The organism is Sphingosinicella sp., assembly GCF_052387495.1.
Classification (GTDB): domain Bacteria; phylum Pseudomonadota; class Alphaproteobacteria; order Sphingomonadales; family Sphingomonadaceae; genus Allosphingosinicella.
This window is the reverse complement of record NZ_JBQTJC010000178.1, coordinates 1-16,954: the sequence shown is the minus strand read 5'-3', so window position 1 is coordinate 16,954 and position 16,954 is coordinate 1. Positions and strand designations below refer to the sequence as shown.

The window sequence follows — 16,954 nt, the reverse complement described above, 5'->3', positions numbered from 1 at the left end:
GTTCGGGCAGATCGCTCGCATCCCCTTCGAGTTCAATATCCGCATTCAGGGCCAGTTCCGCTCCCTGATCGCGACCGCCCGCTCGTTCAACGATCCGATTCCGCTGATCCAGTCGGAGCTGGAAAGGTTGCGCGCGCCTGCCAACACCATTCAGGATGAGGAAAGCGAGCCTGTGCAATGAGATCAGCGAACTTGACGAGAGAAAGCCGCGATGCGAGCCGAAGGAACATGCGAGGGACGGAGCGATGGCTGCTGGCGCTGGCCGCGGGCGCGGCGCTTTCGGGCTGCGTCCAGGTGAGCGCGCCCGAACGGCCGATCGAGATCAACCTCAACATCACCATCCGGCAGGAGGTGGTGGTCCGGCTCCAGCGCGACGCGCAGGAGTTGATCCAGAACAACCCGGGAGTATTTTGACATGAACCGCCGCATGAAATGGATGATCGCCGCCGCGCTCGGCCTCGCCGTCGCCGCGGGCGGGACCGCCTATGCGATGCAGGACGCCGCGGCGCAACTGCGCGCGACCGGCCAGGTCGGCGAGCAGGCCGACGGCTATCTTGGCATAGTCGGCGGAGGGTCGGGCGTCCTCCGCTCGCAGATGGAGGCGATCAACATCCAGCGCCGCGCCGCCTACACCCAGCTCGCCGCGCAGCGCAACGCGACGATCGAGGAGGTCGCCGCCGCCACCGCCTGCCAGCTCTTCGCGACCCGGGTCGGGCCCGGCCAATATTACCGGCTGCCCGACGGCGTCTGGCGCCGCCGCAACGGCAACGAGCCGGTGCCGCGCCCCAGCCACTGCGGCTGAGGCCCCTAAGGACTGCGCTCGCCCGGGACTTCGAAAGCGGGCCTGAACCGGTCCGGAATCCCGGCCAGGTCTTCGGGCTCGAAGGCCAGCTCGACGATATAGTCGCCCTCGACATAAGGCCCGGCCGCATAAGGCGGCAGGAGGATGCGCAAGCTGTCGAAGCGGCCGTTGCCGTCCTCGTCCGCGGGCGCCATCACCTGTTCGGCCAGCGCGGGGCAGTCGGTGAACATGTCGTCCGAGCCTCGCCGCACCGGCTCGCCGCGCCGCTCCGCCCGCTCCGCGTCGAGCGCGTCGCAATAGCGCGGGCCGAGGCGTTCGAGCGCGGCTCGTCCGAACAGCTCGGGCCCGGCAATCCCGCGCCCGTCCGCCAGGTCCCACAAGATCGCTTCGAAATGCATGTTGCCGTGCGCGCCGCCCGTATAGGTCTCGATCGACGCTTGCAGGCTCAGCAGTTGCGGCGCGCTGCCGGCGACTTCCCAATTCTGGTGATAATAATGCGGGTTGAAGCCGGCCTCGGGCGGGCGGCTTTGCCGATCCTCCGCGACATAGCGTTCGGCTTCGGCGCGTGCCTCCACCCTGTCTCGTTCTAGCGCCGCGCGCAGCCTTGGGTCCTCGGCCGCTGCCGTGGGCCAGGCATAGATGAAGTCGAGCGGCGCCTCGTTGGCCGATTGTGCTGCGGCGAACAGGAGGGCGACGAGGGGGATCATGACGCGATCATAGCCGCTGCCGGCGCGCCGCTGAAGCCCGGCCGTTGCTGCACTGCGGCAACGTGTTGACTTGGGGGGTGCCCCTTCCTAAAGGAACCGCGCCTTGGCGGGTTCGTTCGCCGGCATGTCCCTCGCCCATGGATGAGTCCCTAGTTCGTGGGGCTTTCGCACGGGAGAAAGCATGGCGGAAAACGAGCCCCGGCAAGACCCAGGCCTTCCGGAAGACGTGCGGCTGACCTCGCTCGATGAGCGGCTCAGGCGGGCGCAAGCCGAGGAGGCGAAGCGGGTCGGCAGGACGACGGGCGGGGCGACACCCTATTATCGGTCGCCGGGCTATCGGGTGCTGTCGGTGCTGATCAGCTACCCCTTCGGGAGCGCCATGATCGGTTTCGCGATCGATTGGCTGGCGCAGACCAAGGGGATCTGGGTCGTGATGCTGTTCCTCGGGTTCGGCCTCGCGATCTGGGAAGTGTGGAAGATTTCGAAGCAAAGCCCCGATTGAGGGGTTTTCGGGGAAGCGAAGCGTGGCGGCCGAACAAGCGACCATCGATCCGATGCACCAGTTCCAGATCGATTCCCTCGCGGGCGATCTGGCCGGCAACCCGTTCGCCTTCACCAACAGCGCGTTGTGGATGATGATCGTGCTGGGCTCGATCCTGGTCTTCATGATCGGCGGGATGCGGCGCGAGCTGGTGCCCGGCCGCTGGCAGGTGATGGTGGAAGGGATTACGGGCTTCGTCAGCTCGATGATCGACACCAATATCGGCCCGGAGGGGCGCAAATACCTGCCCTGGGTCTTCACTATCTTCATCTTCATCCTGTTCGCCAACCTGATGGGGCTGATGCCGTTCGGCGTGCTCATTCCCGTGGCGGACTATGTTCCCGGCGTCGGCCTCGTGGCGCATCCGTTCACGGTCACCAGCCAGTTCGTGATCACCGGGGTGATGGCGATCATCAGCTTTTCGATCGTGCTGATCGTGGGCTTCTGGCGGCATCGCCTCCACTTTTTTTCGCTGTTCGTGCCGAAGGGCACGCCCCTGCTTCTCCAGCTGTTGATCGTCCCGATCGAATTCATCTCCTTCATAGTCCGCCCGTTCAGCCTCGCGCTGCGGCTGTTCGTGGCGATGATCGCGGGCCATATCCTGATCAAGGTGTTCGGCAGCTTCGTCGTGTCGGGCTTGAACGCGGAGGGCGCGATGGGTCCGGCGATCGCCATCCTGAGTTTCCTCTTCATCGCGGGCGTGAGCGCGCTCGAGCTGCTGGTCGCGGCGATCCAGGCCTATGTGTTTGCTTTGCTCACCTCGCTCTACATCAACGACGCGGTCAATCTTCACTAAGTTACTGAATTCGAAAGCAAGGAGCTTATCATGGACTTCGCATCTGCCCAGGTTATCGGCGCCGGCCTCGCGGCCATCGGCGTCGGCGCCGCCGCCGCCGGCGTCGGCAACGTCTTCGGTTCGTTTCTTCAGGGTGCGCTCCGCAACCCGGCCGCGGCCGACGGCCAGCAGGGCCGGCTGTTCATCGGCTTCGCGGCCGCCGAGCTGCTCGGCCTGATCGCGTTCGCCGTCGCGATGATCATTCTCTACGCCCGTTAAGTTGGACGTGCGGCGGGAGCGACGCTCCCGCCCATAGAGAAGGCTCGAAATGCCCCAGATCAACCAGCTCGGCGACGTCCTCTACTCGCAGCTCTTCTGGCTGCTGGTCACCCTTGCCGTCATCTATTTCGGCATCGGCAAGGCGATGTTGCCGAAGATCATGTCGACGATGGCGGCGCGCGACGACCGCATCGCCGACGATCTCGCCGCCGCGGAGGCTGCCCGCAAGGCCGCCGACGCGACCGAGGAGGCCTATCGCGCGCGGATGAACGACAGCCGGGGCGAGGCGCTCAAGGTGACGGCCGCGGCCAAGGCCGAGAGCGCGCGGGCGACCGAGGCGCGCGTCGCCAAGGCCGATACGAAGATCAGGGCCAAGGTCGACGAGGCGGAGGCGCGGCTCAGGGCCGCGACCGATGCCGCGCTCGCCGACATCGAGGGCGTCGCCGCCGAGGCGGCGCAGGACATGGTGAAGCGGCTCGCCGGCCTTTCGGTCGGCAAGTCCGAAGCGAGCCGGGCCGTGAGGGCGGCGATTGCCAATGGCTAGTCATCCTCCCGCCGAGAAAGGCGCCCATCCGCCCGTCGCGACCGACGCCGCGCATGCCGCGCCTGGCCCTGGCGAAACCAAGGCCGGCACCGAGGATCATGGCGGTGGCCATGCCGAGCCGACGGCTTTGGGCTTCGACGCCTCGGGCTGGGTCGCGTGGGCGATGGTCGCGGTCTTCCTGCTCATGCTCTGGAAGCGGGTGCCGGCCGCGATCGGCCGCGCATTGGACCGCAAGATCGCCGGCATCCGCCAGCAGCTCGACGAGGCGGCGCAGCTCCGCGCCGAGGCCGAGGCGTTGCGCGCTGAATATGAGGCGAAGGCGGCGCAGGCCGACGCCGAGGCCGCGACGATGATCGAGCGCGCCAAAACCGAGGCCGAGGCCATCATCAAGCAGGCCGAGTTCGATGCCGCCGCCCTGGTCGAGCGCCGCACGCGGATGGCCGAGGACAAGATCGCCGCCGCCGAGCGCGCCGCCGTCGACGAGGTCCGCGCCCGCGCCGCGAGCGCTGCCGCCGCCGCCGCCGAAACCCTGATCCGCGACCGCCTCGACGCCGAGGGCGACAAAGCGATGGTCGACGCGACGATCGCCGAGCTGGGGCGGGGCTAAGCCCGCGCATCTGGCAGCTTGCGCCGGGACGGCCTAGATCGTCCCCGTGACCAAGGCCGATCGTCCCGATCATCCCAACGCCGCCTCGCGCTTCAACGAGGAGAAGGCGACCTATGCCCTCAAGGGCGCCGACGCGCCGGACCTCCAGGCGGGGATCGCGGCGATTCGCAAGGTGGCGAGGTCGCTCCCCGTCCGCCCGGGCGTCTACCGGATGATCGATGCGCGCGGCGACGTGCTTTATGTCGGCAAGGCGCGGGCGCTCAGGAACCGCGTCACCCAGTATACCCAGGTCGTGCGCCAGCCGAAGCGGCTGCAGCGGATGGTTTCTCAGACGCGATCGATGCAGATCGTCACCACCAATACCGAAGCCGAGGCGCTGCTGCTCGAGGCGCAGCTGATCAAGCGCTACCGGCCGCCCTACAACGTCCTGCTGCGCGACGACAAAAGCTTCCCCTTCATCCTGCTGCGCGAGGATCACGCCTTTCCGCGCGTCCAGCTCCATCGCGGCGCGCGCCGCTACAAAGGGCAATATTACGGGCCGTTCGCCAGCGCCGGCTCGGTGCGCGAGACCCTGAACGCTCTGCAGAAGCTGTTCCTGCTGCGGAGCTGCTCGGACAGCTTTTTCGCCAACCGCTCGCGGCCCTGTTTGCTCTACCAGATTCGGCGCTGCTCGGCGCCCTGCGTCGGCCGGATCGACGAAACCGGCTATGACGAGCTGGTCCGCGACGCCAAGGACTATCTCGCCGGCCGCTCGACCAAGGTGCAGACCAAGCTGCAGGGGCAGATGACCCGGGCCTCCGAGGCGATGGATTTCGAGCTGGCCGCGGTCTACCGCGACCGCCTCCGGGCGCTCACCTACATCCAGGGCACGCAGGCGATCCACGCCGAGAAATTGGGCGACGCCGATCTCTTCGCCTTGGCCTGCAAGGGCGGGACGATGTGCATCCAGGCCTTCTTCATCCGCGGCGGCCAGAATTGGGGGCATCGCAGCTTCTTCCCGGCCCATACGAACGACGTGCCCGAGGCGGAGGTGCTGCAGAGCTTCCTCGCCCAATTCTACGAGGAGGTGCCGCCGGCGCGGCTGATCCTGACCGATCGAGGCCTGCCCGAAGCGGCGCTCCTCGAGGAGGCTTTTTCAGAGCGTGCGGGGCGCAAGGTGATGCTCAAGACTCCCCAACGCGGCGACCAGGCGCGGATGATCCGCCAGGCGAAGCGCAACGCCGAGGAGGAGCTCGAGCGCTGCCTCGCCGAGACCTCGACGATGGCACGGAACCTGCGCGAGTTCGCGGACCTGTTCGAGCTGGCCGAGCCGCCGCAGCGGATCGAGGTCTACGACAACAGCCATGTGATGGGGACGAGCGCCGTGGGCGCGATGATCGTCGCCGGCCCCGAGGGCTTCCGCAAGAACGCCTATCGCAAGTTCAACATTAAGCGTCCCGAGACTGTCCCCGGCGACGATTTCGCGATGATGCGCGAAGTGCTCGGCCGCCGCTTCGCCCGGCTGGAGAAGGAGGACCCCGACCGCTCGAAGGGCGAATGGCCGGACCTGATGCTGATCGACGGCGGCAAGGGCCAGGTTTCCTCGGTCTGCGAGGTGATGGAGGATGCCGGCGTCCACGATGTGCCGGTGATCGGCGTCTCCAAAGGGCCGGACCGCCATGCCGGGCGCGAGACGTTCCACTTCTCCAACGGCCGCGAGCTGACCCTGCCGCCCAATTCGCCCGTCCTCTTCTATCTCCAGCGCCTGCGCGACGAGGCGCACCGCTTCGCGATCGGCGCGCACCGCCAGAAACGGGCGAAGAATTTGGTCACCTCGACTCTGGACGACGTCCCCGGAGTCGGCCCCGGCCGCAAGCGGGCGCTGCTGATGCATTTCGGTACCGCGCGCGCGGTGAAGGCCGCGGCGCTGGAGGACCTGGAAAAAGTCCCCGGCATCTCCCGCACCACCGCGCGCGGCATCTACGACTATTTCCACCCGGGCAGCTGAAGGGATGAGGGAGGCGAGCCGATGGGGATGAAGGCCGGAGCGCCGGTGGCCGCCGATCCCGACGCCTATGTAGCCGCGCTGACGGGCTGGCAGCGGGAAACGGTGGAGACACTGAGGGCAAACGTGCGGGCGGCCGCCTCGCTCGACGAGCGGATCAAATGGACCCACCTCGTCTATTTCGCCGACGGTCCGCTCGTGCTGATCCGCTCGGAGCGGGAGCGCGTTTTGTTCGGCTTCTGGCGCGGCAAGCGTCTGCGAGGGATCGAGCCTCGCCTCAAGGCCAGCGGCAAATATGAGATGGCGACGATCACTCTGCGGCCGGGCGACGGCGTCGCGCCCGAAACAGTGACCGCGCTGGTGCGCCAGGCGGTGCGGCTGAACGCCGCGCTTGGTGATCCGACCCGCTTATGAACCTCTCCACCGAAGCGATCGTCGTCGCCGTTCGCTCCCATGGCGAGCATGGCGCGATCGTCCGCGCGCTCACTCCGGAGGAGGGCGTCCAGGCGGGCTATGTCCGGGGCGGCCGCTCGCGACGGCTGCGGCCCGTGCTGGTCCCCGGCAACCGCATCCAGGCCGACTATCGCGCCCGGACCGAGGAGCAGCTCGCTCATCTCACCGCCGAGCTGGTCCACAGCCGAGCCTTCCTGTTCTCCGAGCCGCTCGCCGCTGCCGGCATCGAATGGGCCTGCGCGCTGACCGCGGCGGCGCTGCCCGAGGCCCAGCCCTATCCGCGTCTCTTCGCGGGGCTGGATGGCCTGCTCGCCGCGATCGAGGCTGCGCCGAGCGCCCGGGGCTGGGCGGCGGCTTTGATCCGCTACGAATTGCTGCTGCTCGACCAGCTCGGCTTCGGCCTCGACGAGGAGCGCGTGCTTGCATTACCGCCGGCGCTGCGCGGCGGCGGCGCGACTCCACCCTGGGAGGTGCTGCGCGAGGGGCTTCGCGTCACGGAGCTCGCCCTCGCCCGCGACATCCTGATCGACCGCCGCGCAGAAGTCCTCGCGGGACGCGAGCGGCTGGTCGAGCGATTGAAGCGGATGGCCGGTTGACCTCGCCCGGCGCCCGGCACAGGAAGCGCGGGTGAAAGAGCTTTTCCCCCACAGCGCCACGACCGGCGAGATCACCGTCCGCGTCTCGGTCAGCTTCCTTGCCGAGCAGTCGGAGCCGGCCAAGGGCCGCTGGTTCTGGGCCTATCACATCCGGATCGAAAATGGGGGTGGACGGCCGGTCAAGCTGGTCAGTCGCGAATGGATCATCAGCGACGGCCGCGGCGGCCGCAACGAGGTGCGCGGCGAAGGCGTGGTCGGCGAGCAGCCGGTGCTCGAGCCGGGCGGCTCGTTCGATTATGTCTCGGGCTGCCCGCTCGGTACGCCCACGGGCTGGATGGAGGGCCGCTATTTCATGGTCGGCGCCGACGGCAGCCGCTTCGCCGTCGACATCCCCCGCTTCCCCCTGATCGCGCCGGCGGTGGCGAGCTAGGCGAAGACCGTATGAACGCTTTGGCGCGAGACGCGCTCATTGGCTTGGCGGAGCATGCCGGGGATCGTGAAAACGTCGCTGAGGATCCAGATCCACGCGACGATCAGGCAGATGAGGCCGAGGCCGAGGGACGCGCCCAGCATCATCATATAGGCCATCGGCGCGAGCAGCGCCTGGATGATCGCGGACGTGGTGAAGCCGAGATAGAAGCGATGGGCGGAAAGGCCGCCCAGGAAAAACCACAGGATATAAGCCGCCGCCATCGACTTTTCGCGTCCGGCTGCGTTCGCCGGTGATTGCGAATATGTTGGAGCATCGTCGGCCCGGAGGTTCTGCGGAGCTTGGCCGCGCGCCCGCTCCTCGGCGAGGAAGGCCGCGCGGCGAGCCGCCGCCTCGTCCTCTCCTTCGGCCCGCCGGCCGAATCCGGCCGGCCCGGACGGCAGCGCTATTTCGCCGGGGGCGAGCCCTTTGCGTCCGAAGCTCACTGCCGGCCCGCCGTCAGGAACAGGCGCCTCATCCTGAGCCCGTCGATCAGATACCAGAGCCAGCTCAGTCCGAGACCGGCGAAGGCGGGATAATAACCCCAGGCGACGGCGCCGATGCAGGCGATGAAGATCGCGGCCTGGATCGCGCCGGTGATCGGGCGGCGCAGGTAGAAGCGATGTCCCCCTGCAAGGCCGAGCAGGAACCAGATCGGCCAGGCAATCCAGAGCGCGCGGTCGGTCGGTGGCTTGAGAGGTTCGGCGTCCGCTATGAAATCCGCCAGCGCGGCTTCGACTCTTGCAAAGCGCTCATTCTCCTGCGCTTCGCGGGCACGTTCCTCGTCAAGGAAGGCCTGAATCCGCTCATCGAGGTCATTCTCTTCAAGCGGCATGCGGCGCTGCTCCGGCGGCACCAGGAAGGCCGCGCGGCGCCGCACGGGAACCGCTTCCCCCGCGGACACGCCTTTTCGTCCGAAGTTCGCCGCCGTCATGGCGTTTCGCTTAGGAAAAGACGTCAAAGATATAGTTAAGCTAGGTAGATTCAGCGCAGCTGCTGGATCGCACGCGACATCAGGCCGACGAAACGGCTTTCCTCGACCGGCGCGGCCGAATTGTTCCAGCTCCCCGTCACCACATGCCAGGCCCCTTCGCGGTTGCGCACAAGCCAGGTGAGGTTGATCACGCCCGGCTCCGATCCGCCCTTGAAGCCGATATAACCGAGCTCGCCGCGCAGTGCGGCGCCCACGGCGGGATTGATGGAGAGGATCTGATGCGCCGTCTCGTCGCCGTTGCGGCGCAGCCAGTCCATCGTCCGAACCAGATCGTTCGCCGAGGCGAACCACTCGACGCTGTCGATCAGGACCGGATTGCCAGTGAAGAAACCCAGGTCGATCCGCTCGGCCGCGAGATCGGCGTAGGTGGTTTCGAGCAGCCGGCGCCGCGCCGCCTCGTCGGCATTGCTCCACGCGGCGGCCGCTTCCGCGCCGCCCGTCTTGATCGCCGCCATCTCCAGGGTCGAGAGGAAGGGCCGGTTGCGCGCCGCCGCCTCGACGCCGATCCGCGCCATCATCCGCTCGACATTTTCTCGCCCGAGCGTGCGAAGCAGAATGTCGGTCGCGGTGTTATCGCTGACCGAGATCATGAGGGCGGCGAGGGTGTGCAAGGTCACCGGCGCGCCGCGCGGCCAGTTCTGCAGCGTGCCCGAGGGGATCGAGCGGCGGTCGAGCATCACCACGTCGCTCCAGCGCCGCTCGCCCGCCTGCACCTGGCGGCTGAGCTCGGCGAGGATCCAGAGCTTGAATGTCGAGCCGATCGCCAGCGGCCGGTCCGCCTCGTGGGCGGCGAGCAAGGTCGGCGCGCCGTCGCCGAGCCGCGCGACCGCGACCGAGGTTTGGCCCGGTAAAGCGCGGATTTCGGTCAGCACCGTCCCGAGGCTATCGCCGCGCATGTCGGCGCCGGTGACGAGCAGGCCGCTGATCCGGTGCGGTGGGTTGGGCTCGATCTGGATATCCATGCGCAGCACCGACCGCGCCATGCCGAGCCTGAGCGTGCCGGCGGTGGCGGAGCGGACATCGATCCCCTCGACGCCCTGCGGCGCGCCATATTGGGCAATGAGCTGCCCGCTGATCGTCCGCAGCTGAGCAGCCGGCACCTGGGCGAGGAAGGCGGCGGTGAACATCTCGGCGGGGTCCGCGTCGCCGCGCAGCATGGCGACGATCTGCTCGGCGCGATTGCGCAACTCGGGGCTCGCTTCCTGCGCAAGCGCGGGGGCCGGGAAGGCGGAAACGAACAGGATTAGGACGAGTATCAGCTTGCGGATCATGCGAACCTCCCGGCACGCAAGCCTAGGCGAAACCGGATCGCTCCTCCACCGTTACAGCCACGAAAGCATTTCAAGGAGGCTTCAGCCATGCCGGTTTCGAACACCGACGTCGTCGAGCGGATCGCGCGGGTGATCGCCGGGCGGATCGTCAGCAGCAATGCGGACGGCAGCGATCCATCGGCCGGCAATATCGTCGACCGGGTCTGGCGCGACTATCGCGAGGATGCCCTCTCGATCCTGCGCACGCTACGCGAGCCCGATCCGGCGATGGCGGCGGCGGGCGACCTGGCCGTCTGGGAACGGATGATCGAAGCCGCGCTCGCCGAGGCGGGCGAGAGCGCCTCCTAAAGCTCGGGCCAGACCAGCGACAAGCCGTAGAGCGCGGGCAGCAGCAGCGCGAGCGCGATCGCCACGTCGAAGCCGCGGATCGGTCGCATCCGCCCGCTCGTCCCGCGCGTGCGCATGTCGACGGCCGTGATCCAGAGGATCGACGCGCTGCAAAAGGCGGTGACGCCGAGCAAGCCGACATAGGGATAGAGCAGCCCCTCCGGCCAGCCGCCGATCATCGACGCGAGGAGCAAAGCGGCGACCCCGGTGGCGATGCCCAGCGTGGTCGCGCGCTGGATCGTCCACAACTTCAGCCCGCGGAGCGGCTCAGGCGTCGATCTTCTCTTCATCGACCTCCGCCGCTCGGGTTTGGATGAAGTGGAAGCGGTGCTCGGGGTTGCGGCCCATCAGGCGGTCGACGAGGTCCTTGACCGCGAAGCGCTCCTCCGGGTCCTTGGGGAGATTGATGCGGACCATGGCGCGCCTGGCCGGGTCCATCGTGGTCTCCTTGAGCTGGGCCGGGTTCATCTCCCCGAGCCCCTTGAAGCGCGAGATTTCGACCTTCTTGCCCTTGAACAGGCTCGCCTCCAGCTCCGCCCGATGCGCGTCGTCGCGGGCGTAGGCGACGGTGCCGCCGGACGCGAGGCGGTAGAGCGGCGGCTGGGCGAGATAGAGGTGGCCTTTTTGAACTAAAGCACTCATTTCGTTGAAGAAGAAGGTCATCAGCAGGGTCGCGATGTGGGCGCCGTCGACATCGGCGTCGGTCATGATCACGACCCGCTCGTAGCGCAGATCGTCGGGGTTGCAGCGCTCGCGCGTGCCGCAGCCCAGGGCCAATACGAGATCCGCGATCTCCTGGTTGGCGCGGATCTTGTCGGCGGTGGCGGAGGCGACGTTCAGGATCTTGCCGCGGATGGGGAGGATCGCCTGGGTCTTGCGATTGCGCGCCTGCTTGGCCGAGCCGCCCGCGCTGTCGCCCTCGACGATGAAGAGCTCGGTGCCCGCCGGATCGTCATTGGCGCAGTCGGTGAGCTTGCCCGGGAGACGCAATTTGCGCCCCGAGGTCGCGGTCTTGCGCTTGATCTCGCGCTCGGCGCGGCGCTTCAAGCGCTCGTCCATCCGCTCGAGCACGAAGCCGAGCAAGGCGCGCCCGCGCTCCATATGATCGGCGAGATAATGATCGAAATGGTCGCGCACCGCAGCCTCGACCAGACGGGCGGCATCGGCCGAGGTCAACCGGTCCTTGGTCTGGCTCTGGAATTGCGGCTCGCGGATGAAGACGGAGAGCATGATCTCGGCCCCGGCGAGCACGTCCTCGGCCTGCAAATCCTTGGCCTTTTTGGCGCCGACCAGCTCGCCGAACGCGCGCAGCCCCCGGGTCAGCGCGGTGCGCAGCCCCTGCTCGTGCGTCCCCCCGTCGGGCGTGGGAATCGTGTTGCAATAATAGCTTTGCTGGCCCTCGCCCCAGACCGGCCAGGCCACCGCCCACTCCACTTTGCCCTGGCCCCCAGGGAAATCCTGCCGCCCGATGAAGGGCGCGCTGGTCGCGGTCTCCTTGCCGGCGATCTGCTCGGCGAGATGATCGGCGAGCCCGCCCGGAAACTGGAACACCGCCTCGGCCGGGATGCCCGCCTTCGAATCCTCGTCGGAGAGCAAAAAGGGATCGCATTTCCAGCGGATCTCGACCCCGGCGAAGAGATAGGCCTTGGAGCGCGCGAGCCGATAGAGCCGCGCCGGCTTGAAGCGCGCGTCGTCGCCAAAAATTTCCGCGTCCGGCGTGAAGGCGAGGGTGGTGCCGCGGCGGTTGGGGGTGGTGCCCAGATCCTCCAGCTTCGAGGTGGGCAGGCCGCGCGAGAAGGTCTGGCGGTAGAGCTGCCGGTTGCGCGCGACCTCCACCACGGTGTCGGTCGAGAGCGCGTTGACCACCGAGACGCCGACCCCGTGCAGGCCGCCCGAGGTCGCATAGGCCTTGTCCGAGACGTTCCCGCCCGAATGGAGCATGGTCATGATCACCTCGAGCGCCGACTTGCCCGGATATTTGGGATGCTCGTCGACCGGCATGCCGCGGCCGTTGTCGGCGATGGTGAGGCGATTCCCCGCCGCCAGCTCGACCTCGATCCGGCTCGCATGGCCCGCCACCGCCTCGTCCATGCTGTTGTCGAGCACCTCGGCGGCGAGATGATGCAGCGCGCGCTCGTCGGTGCCGCCGATATACATGCCGGGGCGGCGGCGGACCGGCTCCAGGCCTTCGAGGACTTCGATCGAGTGGGCGTCGTAATCGGTCGAGGGGGCGGTGTTGGAAGCGAACAGGTCGTCGGGCATAGGAGGGGTATAGGGGGCGGTGAGTCCTGCGGGCAAGGTTCTTGGGGTGTTCGGTCCACAGGCGGGATGGGTTCGCGCGGAGACGCGGAGACGCGAGGAGGAGAAGGGAGCAGCTAGTGCGTCAGCTGTGCGCCCATTGCGGAGTCCGAGTGCTCAGTTCGAATCTCGAAAAGCGGACACTGCGAACGCGAGTCGTGCAATGTCGACGACAACAACGGTGGGGTCGCACCGAGCATCCGCTTGTTGGTCGCCGTATCGCTTGATCTCACGGGCCTCCTCCCCACCTTTGCGCACAAAGGGGACACATGAGCTACGTCGGCCGTAAGATCGGGAACATGCTCAAGCGGCTGCTGCTCGACGCGCAGGCGCGGAGTGACTGACTGTCACGGTATCCCTAAGCCGCCGCGAGCTCGCGCACCGCCTCGACATCAGTCGCCCGCCTGGCGACGGCCAGGCTGCAGTCGGCCTGCAGGCGGTTCAGCAGCGAGGCGGGGTAGCCGATCGCCTTGGATATTGAGCACCACTTGATCATGTTGTTGAAGCCGGTCGTGCAGCGCCGATCGCATCCGCGAGCCGCGCGATCTTGAATGTCGAGGCGCAAGGCAGGCGCTCAAGACAGGCTTGTCGCTGAACTTCCCGCCCGAATGGACCCCGGATCTCGTCCAGGGTGATGGTGAGGGTCACGATCGACACGCGCCAGTGGCCGGCAAATAGGAAGCGCCCATCTGGTAAAAACAGCTTGACAGCGTGACGCTGATACGGTACTTTCTCCCCATGCTGAAGAAGTGCGAGTCGCGCCGGGGATAAGCGGGGCGGCGGGTAGTCCGAGGCACAAGGCAGGTGGATCCCGGATCCCTGAATCAAGTTCGGGGCAGGCTTCACCGGGATGACGTTTGAAAGGGTCGGCTCGCGCCGGCCCTTTTCTTTGGCGATTATATACCTTGCAAACACACCCGCGATGGGGTAGAACCGATCCATCAAAGGGGTTGTCGCCATGTCGGTTCTCTCACGTCCTTACTTTCACGATGAAGCGGCGGCTTTCGCTCACCTAGAAGGTGTGTTGTGGCCGGAAGGCCCTGTGTGCCCCCATTGCGGCTGCATGGGCCGCATCACGAAGGTGAAAGCCAACCCGGCGAAGCGCATCCGCCTCGGCCTGTGGCGCTGCGGTGATTGCAAGAAGCAGTTCACCGTGAAGGTCGGCACCGTTTTCGAGCACGCCCGCTTGCCGCTGAACAAGGCCTTGCAAGCGGTCTATCTGATGGTGACGAGCAAAAAGGGCATTTCCGCCCATCAACTGCACCGGATGCTTGAGGTCACTTACAAGACGGCATGGTTCCTGGCCCATCGCATCCGTGAGGCGCTGCGCTCGGGCGATCTGGCCCCGTTCGGCGGCAACGGCTCCATCGTTGAGGTGGACGAGACTTTCATTGGCCGCGTGAAGGGCGCTCCGAAGAAGCGCGCCTATCATCACAAGATGAAGGTGCTGGCGTTGGTCGATCGCGAAACGGGCAAGAGCCGCGCGATGGTGGTGGACAATGTGCACCCGGCAACGATCATGCCGCTGGTCCGCGCCAACATTGACCGCGAGAGCGTCGTTATGACCGACGAGGCGGCGCAATATCGCTACGTCGGCGACGAGTTCGCCGGTCACGGCTACACCGTCCACAGCCGGGGCGAATATGGTCGTGGCGAGGTGCATACGAACCAGATCGAGGGCTATTTCAGCATCTTCAAGCGCGGCATGAAGGGCGTCTATCAGCACTGTGGCGAGCAGCATTTGCACCGCTATCTGGCCGAGTTCGATTTCCGCTACTGTAACCGGGAAGCGAACGGCATGACCGACGGGATGCGTTCGGAACAGGCGCTTAAGGGCATCGTCGGCAAGCGCCTGACCTATGGGGGGTCTAAGAACGTCGCTTAAGCGCATGAACCAGCGGAACGCGGCGAGCCGGCCTCCGATTCAGCTCGATTTTTTCCGCCTCATGGAATTGCTCATGGACGATTAATCAATCCATGCGTATATGGGGCTGCACGGTCCTTGCTTGGTGAGAAGGGCTCTGGGAGCACTTCCTTAGGGATAGCCAAGATTGCGGATTTCGCGGGCCGTGCACCCCCTCAATAATGATGATGCTTGCCGTGCTCCCATAGGTCGTATTCGTATGTGATACGGTCTTTGATGAGCTCGTAGGAGCGGCCGTCCTTACCCTTGCTCTCCCATTTTCTATAGAGCGCCCATGCGCAATAATCCGCCACCTGAAGGCCCGGATCGGCAGCAGCCGGCATGAAATCGGTCTTCCATTCCTTCACGCGCATCGTCTGCCGCATTACATCGTCTACCGCCTCCTGGAATGCCGCCCGCTCCCGCTTTGTGCCGAGGCATGCGGCAGTGATTAGAGTTTCATGCTGGGCGGTGAATTGGCCGTCCATGCCGTGTTTGAAGTGGAAATACCAACCCGTCTTATAGAAGCGCGCGGAGGACCGGCACACTTGGGGCTGCGCCTTAGATTTCTCCATGATGGTGGCTTGCACGGTAAAATGGTGTTCCAGCATCACGCCAAACACCGCATCCCGTACAGCCTGCTTGTCTTCACTCGCATGGAAATAATCGCCTAGCTCCGCACCGTCCCACGCGAGCTTCCTGCGCAGTTTGAGAAGGGCGGTTGCAATCGCGTCGTCTTCCATCGCGACCGTACACAGGATAAAGTACCGACTTGCGCCGCGCTGCTTGGCGAACGTGAGGCAACCCGCCTCGTCGGCGAAGAGGAGCTTGTTAGGCATGGCCGCCCAGAAGACCGCCGCGAAACCGCAGAGTCAATCCGACAAGTTCATCGAAGCCGCCCGCGAACACGGCTGCGATGAGGACGAAGCCCGCTGGAATGAGAAGCTAAAGAAGGTCGTGCGGCAGAGGCCTATTCCGGATCAGAAGCGGTAGGCGTCCTGTCGCGGCGATGGCCGTGCGCGGCATCTAGCTGATCGAGCGTGACAAGCCCGCTCGGCGTTTGCAGCCCAGTCGCGATATGACCGAACGTTACGAGGAGATTCGTGAACCGATTTAGGCGGGGATCGTCGGTTCGGATTGTATGGCCGCCAATCGTGCATTGCTCGAATGCGAATGGGCCACCGTTATAAACGAATGTGACGTTGTGGAACTCGCATCCAAGATAGCGCCGCCCATCAACCGGCACGTTTTGATTTCGAAACTTTGTTCCGACTACCAGCTGAAGTTTGCTTAGCCAGTCAGGATCGAAGTCGGCATCCTGTCCGCCGCTGTTGCCGCTAGAGGCGGGCTGGCTCAGTTGAGAATTAAACCGGTATAGCAGGACAATCACTGACGCGAAGAAAACGGTCAAGCCTATCGCTAGCCACGCCCATGCCGGGATACCTGCCCGGTAAAGGTCCAGTCCGTCACTCACAGCGCCGAAAACCGCGATGAACGCGCCAGCGACGACTCCGACCGAAATCGCGATATGCTGGCGGGCGAACCGGAGAAAACCCATGCCCTCGTCGTAACACGAGCGCCGTGTTTGCAATAGATACAATCGCCTTTTCTTTTGGGCGAAGGAGAGAGCGGATGGATGCGGGCATGGGCGACAGCTTGGGTGGCAGCGACGGCGACGACAACAACACCGAGATCAACGGCGGCAACAATCGCAGGGTGCAGAAGCGCAAGGCGGCGAAGGTGCGGTTCATCGACGAACGGCGGCAGGTGTTTCTCGATCATCTCGCCGCCTGCTGCAACGTGACCGCGGCGGCGGCGGCGGCCGGGGTGGGGGTGCGCACCGTGTACGACGCGCGGCGGCGCGAGCCGGGCTTCGCCCAGGCCTGGGAGGAGGCGATCGAGATCGGCTATGCGACGATCGAGGCGGAGCTGATCGCGCGGGCGGCGCGATTTCAGCATTATGTTCCGGGCGACACCGAGGTGCCGGCGCCGGAGGGCATCGACACCTGGCTGGCCATGGACCTGCTGCGGCTCCACCGCGCGCCGCGTTCCGGGACGGCGAAGGCCGGCGGGCGGGCGCCGCTCGTGGCGAGCGTCGAGGAGACGGTCGCGGCGATCGAGAAGAAGCTGAAGGTGCTGGCGCGGCGGCAGAAGCGCGAGCGTGTCTCTCGACCCGGACCTGGCGGCCCTGCTCGAGATGAGCGGTTGGGAGGGGAGGCCGGTGAGTAACGACCGGCGCCGGACCCCCTCACCCCGCTCGCTTCGCGAGTCGCCCGCTCCCCCAACGGGCGAGGGGGGGTTGGTGCTCGTTACGGGTCCCAAGCCGCGGCGGCGTTGGTGCGGC

The 16,954-nt window shown here is 66.2% G+C and carries 26 protein-coding genes; 16 read left to right on the top strand and 10 right to left on the bottom strand.

Annotation, left to right across the window (positions count from 1 at the left end):
• The 3 genes from ACT4N8_RS10240 to ACT4N8_RS10230 form a co-directional block, all read left to right on the top strand.
• Positions 1-181, top strand: a 181-nt coding sequence (locus ACT4N8_RS10240) for a hypothetical protein (protein WP_444858031.1), incomplete at its 5' end; no start/stop codon positions are given.
• A 47-nt stretch (positions 182-228) separates the two neighbouring features.
• Complete coding sequence (locus tag ACT4N8_RS10235) at positions 229-414, top strand: YnbE family lipoprotein (RefSeq protein WP_444858030.1); 186 nt, start codon at positions 229-231, stop codon at positions 412-414.
• 1 nt (position 415) lies between these two features.
• On the top strand, positions 416-802 hold the full coding sequence (locus tag ACT4N8_RS10230; RefSeq protein ID WP_444858029.1) for a YdbL family protein: 387 nt from the start codon (positions 416-418) through the stop codon (positions 800-802).
• A gap of 5 nt (positions 803-807) precedes the next feature.
• On the opposite strand, the gene ACT4N8_RS10225 is transcribed toward ACT4N8_RS10230, so the two are convergent.
• Positions 808-1,509, bottom strand: coding sequence for a PdaC/SigV domain-containing protein (locus ACT4N8_RS10225; RefSeq protein WP_444858028.1), 702 nt, complete (start codon positions 1,507-1,509; stop codon positions 808-810).
• 181 nt (positions 1,510-1,690) lie between these two features.
• Here ACT4N8_RS10225 and ACT4N8_RS10220 point away from each other — a divergent pair, with 181 nt between their 5' ends.
• From ACT4N8_RS10220 to apaG, 9 genes are read left to right on the top strand one after another with little or no spacing between them, the layout of a single operon-like run.
• Positions 1,691-2,011, top strand: a complete 321-nt coding sequence (locus ACT4N8_RS10220; RefSeq protein WP_444858027.1) for an AtpZ/AtpI family protein — start codon at positions 1,691-1,693, stop codon at positions 2,009-2,011.
• Positions 2,012-2,033: 22 nt separating this feature from the next.
• Positions 2,034-2,846, top strand: coding sequence for a F0F1 ATP synthase subunit A (locus tag ACT4N8_RS10215; RefSeq protein ID WP_444858026.1), 813 nt, complete (start codon positions 2,034-2,036; stop codon positions 2,844-2,846).
• A gap of 30 nt (positions 2,847-2,876) precedes the next feature.
• Positions 2,877-3,104, top strand: a complete 228-nt coding sequence (locus ACT4N8_RS10210) for a F0F1 ATP synthase subunit C (protein WP_444858025.1) — start codon at positions 2,877-2,879, stop codon at positions 3,102-3,104.
• Positions 3,105-3,153: 49 nt separating this feature from the next.
• The gene (locus ACT4N8_RS10205; RefSeq protein WP_444858024.1) at positions 3,154-3,648 is read left to right on the top strand and encodes a F0F1 ATP synthase subunit B family protein; all 495 of its coding nucleotides are present in this window, start codon (positions 3,154-3,156) and stop codon (positions 3,646-3,648) included.
• The gene (locus ACT4N8_RS10200) at positions 3,641-4,255 is read left to right on the top strand and encodes a F0F1 ATP synthase subunit B family protein (RefSeq protein WP_444858023.1); all 615 of its coding nucleotides are present in this window, start codon (positions 3,641-3,643) and stop codon (positions 4,253-4,255) included. The genes ACT4N8_RS10205 and ACT4N8_RS10200 overlap by 8 nt, the downstream gene beginning before the upstream one ends.
• Before the next feature lie 46 nt (positions 4,256-4,301).
• On the top strand, positions 4,302-6,242 hold the full coding sequence (gene uvrC, locus ACT4N8_RS10195) for an excinuclease ABC subunit UvrC (protein WP_444858022.1): 1,941 nt from the start codon (positions 4,302-4,304) through the stop codon (positions 6,240-6,242).
• A 21-nt stretch (positions 6,243-6,263) separates the two neighbouring features.
• Complete coding sequence (locus tag ACT4N8_RS10190) at positions 6,264-6,653, top strand: DUF1801 domain-containing protein (RefSeq protein ID WP_444858021.1); 390 nt, start codon at positions 6,264-6,266, stop codon at positions 6,651-6,653.
• Positions 6,650-7,288 (top strand): DNA repair protein RecO, encoded by a 639-nt coding sequence (gene recO, locus ACT4N8_RS10185; protein ID WP_444858020.1) that lies wholly within the window; start codon positions 6,650-6,652, stop codon positions 7,286-7,288. The genes ACT4N8_RS10190 and recO overlap by 4 nt, the downstream gene beginning before the upstream one ends.
• A 31-nt stretch (positions 7,289-7,319) precedes the next feature.
• Complete coding sequence (gene apaG, locus ACT4N8_RS10180; RefSeq protein WP_444858019.1) at positions 7,320-7,718, top strand: Co2+/Mg2+ efflux protein ApaG; 399 nt, start codon at positions 7,320-7,322, stop codon at positions 7,716-7,718.
• On the opposite strand, the gene ACT4N8_RS10175 is transcribed toward apaG, so the two are convergent.
• From ACT4N8_RS10175 to ACT4N8_RS10165, 3 genes are all read right to left on the bottom strand, one after another.
• Positions 7,715-7,981 carry an NINE protein gene (locus ACT4N8_RS10175; RefSeq protein WP_444858018.1) on the bottom strand — a complete coding sequence of 89 codons (267 nt, stop codon included), beginning with the start codon at positions 7,979-7,981 and terminating at the stop codon, positions 7,715-7,717. The genes apaG and ACT4N8_RS10175 overlap by 4 nt on opposite strands.
• A gap of 218 nt (positions 7,982-8,199) precedes the next feature.
• Positions 8,200-8,637 carry a TM2 domain-containing protein gene (locus tag ACT4N8_RS10170; protein WP_444858017.1) on the bottom strand — a complete coding sequence of 146 codons (438 nt, stop codon included), beginning with the start codon at positions 8,635-8,637 and terminating at the stop codon, positions 8,200-8,202.
• 104 nt (positions 8,638-8,741) lie between these two features.
• A complete protein-coding gene (locus ACT4N8_RS10165; RefSeq protein ID WP_444858016.1) occupies positions 8,742-10,022 on the bottom strand; it encodes a serine hydrolase in 1,281 nt (426 codons plus the stop codon).
• 87 nt (positions 10,023-10,109) lie between these two features.
• Between ACT4N8_RS10165 and ACT4N8_RS10160 the strand changes: the two genes are divergently transcribed.
• Positions 10,110-10,370, top strand: a complete 261-nt coding sequence (locus tag ACT4N8_RS10160; protein WP_444858015.1) for a hypothetical protein — start codon at positions 10,110-10,112, stop codon at positions 10,368-10,370.
• Here the strand turns inward: ACT4N8_RS10160 and ACT4N8_RS10155 are convergent.
• From ACT4N8_RS10155 to ACT4N8_RS10140, 4 genes are all read right to left on the bottom strand, one after another.
• Positions 10,367-10,699 carry a hypothetical protein gene (locus ACT4N8_RS10155; protein WP_444858014.1) on the bottom strand — a complete coding sequence of 111 codons (333 nt, stop codon included), beginning with the start codon at positions 10,697-10,699 and terminating at the stop codon, positions 10,367-10,369. The two genes, ACT4N8_RS10160 and ACT4N8_RS10155, sit on opposite strands and share 4 nt — an antisense overlap.
• Positions 10,677-12,671 (bottom strand): DNA topoisomerase IV subunit B, encoded by a 1,995-nt coding sequence (gene parE / locus ACT4N8_RS10150; protein WP_444858013.1) that lies wholly within the window; start codon positions 12,669-12,671, stop codon positions 10,677-10,679. The genes ACT4N8_RS10155 and parE overlap by 23 nt, the downstream gene beginning before the upstream one ends.
• A 394-nt stretch (positions 12,672-13,065) precedes the next feature.
• Complete coding sequence (locus ACT4N8_RS10145) at positions 13,066-13,203, bottom strand: hypothetical protein (RefSeq protein ID WP_444858012.1); 138 nt, start codon at positions 13,201-13,203, stop codon at positions 13,066-13,068.
• Entirely contained in the window at positions 13,200-13,667 is a 468-nt protein-coding gene (locus tag ACT4N8_RS10140; protein WP_444858011.1) for a hypothetical protein, read from the bottom strand. Before ACT4N8_RS10140 ends, ACT4N8_RS10145 begins: the two co-directional genes overlap by 4 nt.
• On the opposite strand from ACT4N8_RS10140, the gene ACT4N8_RS10135 reads away from it, so the two are divergent.
• Complete coding sequence (locus ACT4N8_RS10135; RefSeq protein WP_444858010.1) at positions 13,666-14,592, top strand: IS1595 family transposase; 927 nt, start codon at positions 13,666-13,668, stop codon at positions 14,590-14,592. The genes ACT4N8_RS10140 and ACT4N8_RS10135 overlap by 2 nt on opposite strands.
• Positions 14,593-14,786: 194 nt before the next feature.
• On the opposite strand, the gene ACT4N8_RS10130 is transcribed toward ACT4N8_RS10135, so the two are convergent.
• On the bottom strand, positions 14,787-15,449 hold the full coding sequence (locus ACT4N8_RS10130) for a DUF3800 domain-containing protein (RefSeq protein WP_444858009.1): 663 nt from the start codon (positions 15,447-15,449) through the stop codon (positions 14,787-14,789).
• Here ACT4N8_RS10130 and ACT4N8_RS10125 point away from each other — a divergent pair.
• Positions 15,448-15,603 (top strand): hypothetical protein, encoded by a 156-nt coding sequence (locus ACT4N8_RS10125; protein ID WP_444858008.1) that lies wholly within the window; start codon positions 15,448-15,450, stop codon positions 15,601-15,603. The genes ACT4N8_RS10130 and ACT4N8_RS10125 overlap by 2 nt on opposite strands.
• On the opposite strand, the gene ACT4N8_RS10120 is transcribed toward ACT4N8_RS10125, so the two are convergent.
• Positions 15,581-16,168: a hypothetical protein gene (locus tag ACT4N8_RS10120; RefSeq protein WP_444858007.1), complete on the bottom strand. Its 588-nt coding sequence runs from the start codon at positions 16,166-16,168 to the stop codon at positions 15,581-15,583. The two genes, ACT4N8_RS10125 and ACT4N8_RS10120, sit on opposite strands and share 23 nt — an antisense overlap.
• Before the next feature lie 74 nt (positions 16,169-16,242).
• Here ACT4N8_RS10120 and ACT4N8_RS10115 point away from each other — a divergent pair, with 74 nt between their 5' ends.
• A complete protein-coding gene (locus ACT4N8_RS10115; protein WP_444858006.1) occupies positions 16,243-16,839 on the top strand; it encodes a hypothetical protein in 597 nt (198 codons plus the stop codon).
• Positions 16,840-16,954: the final 115 nt, after the last annotated feature.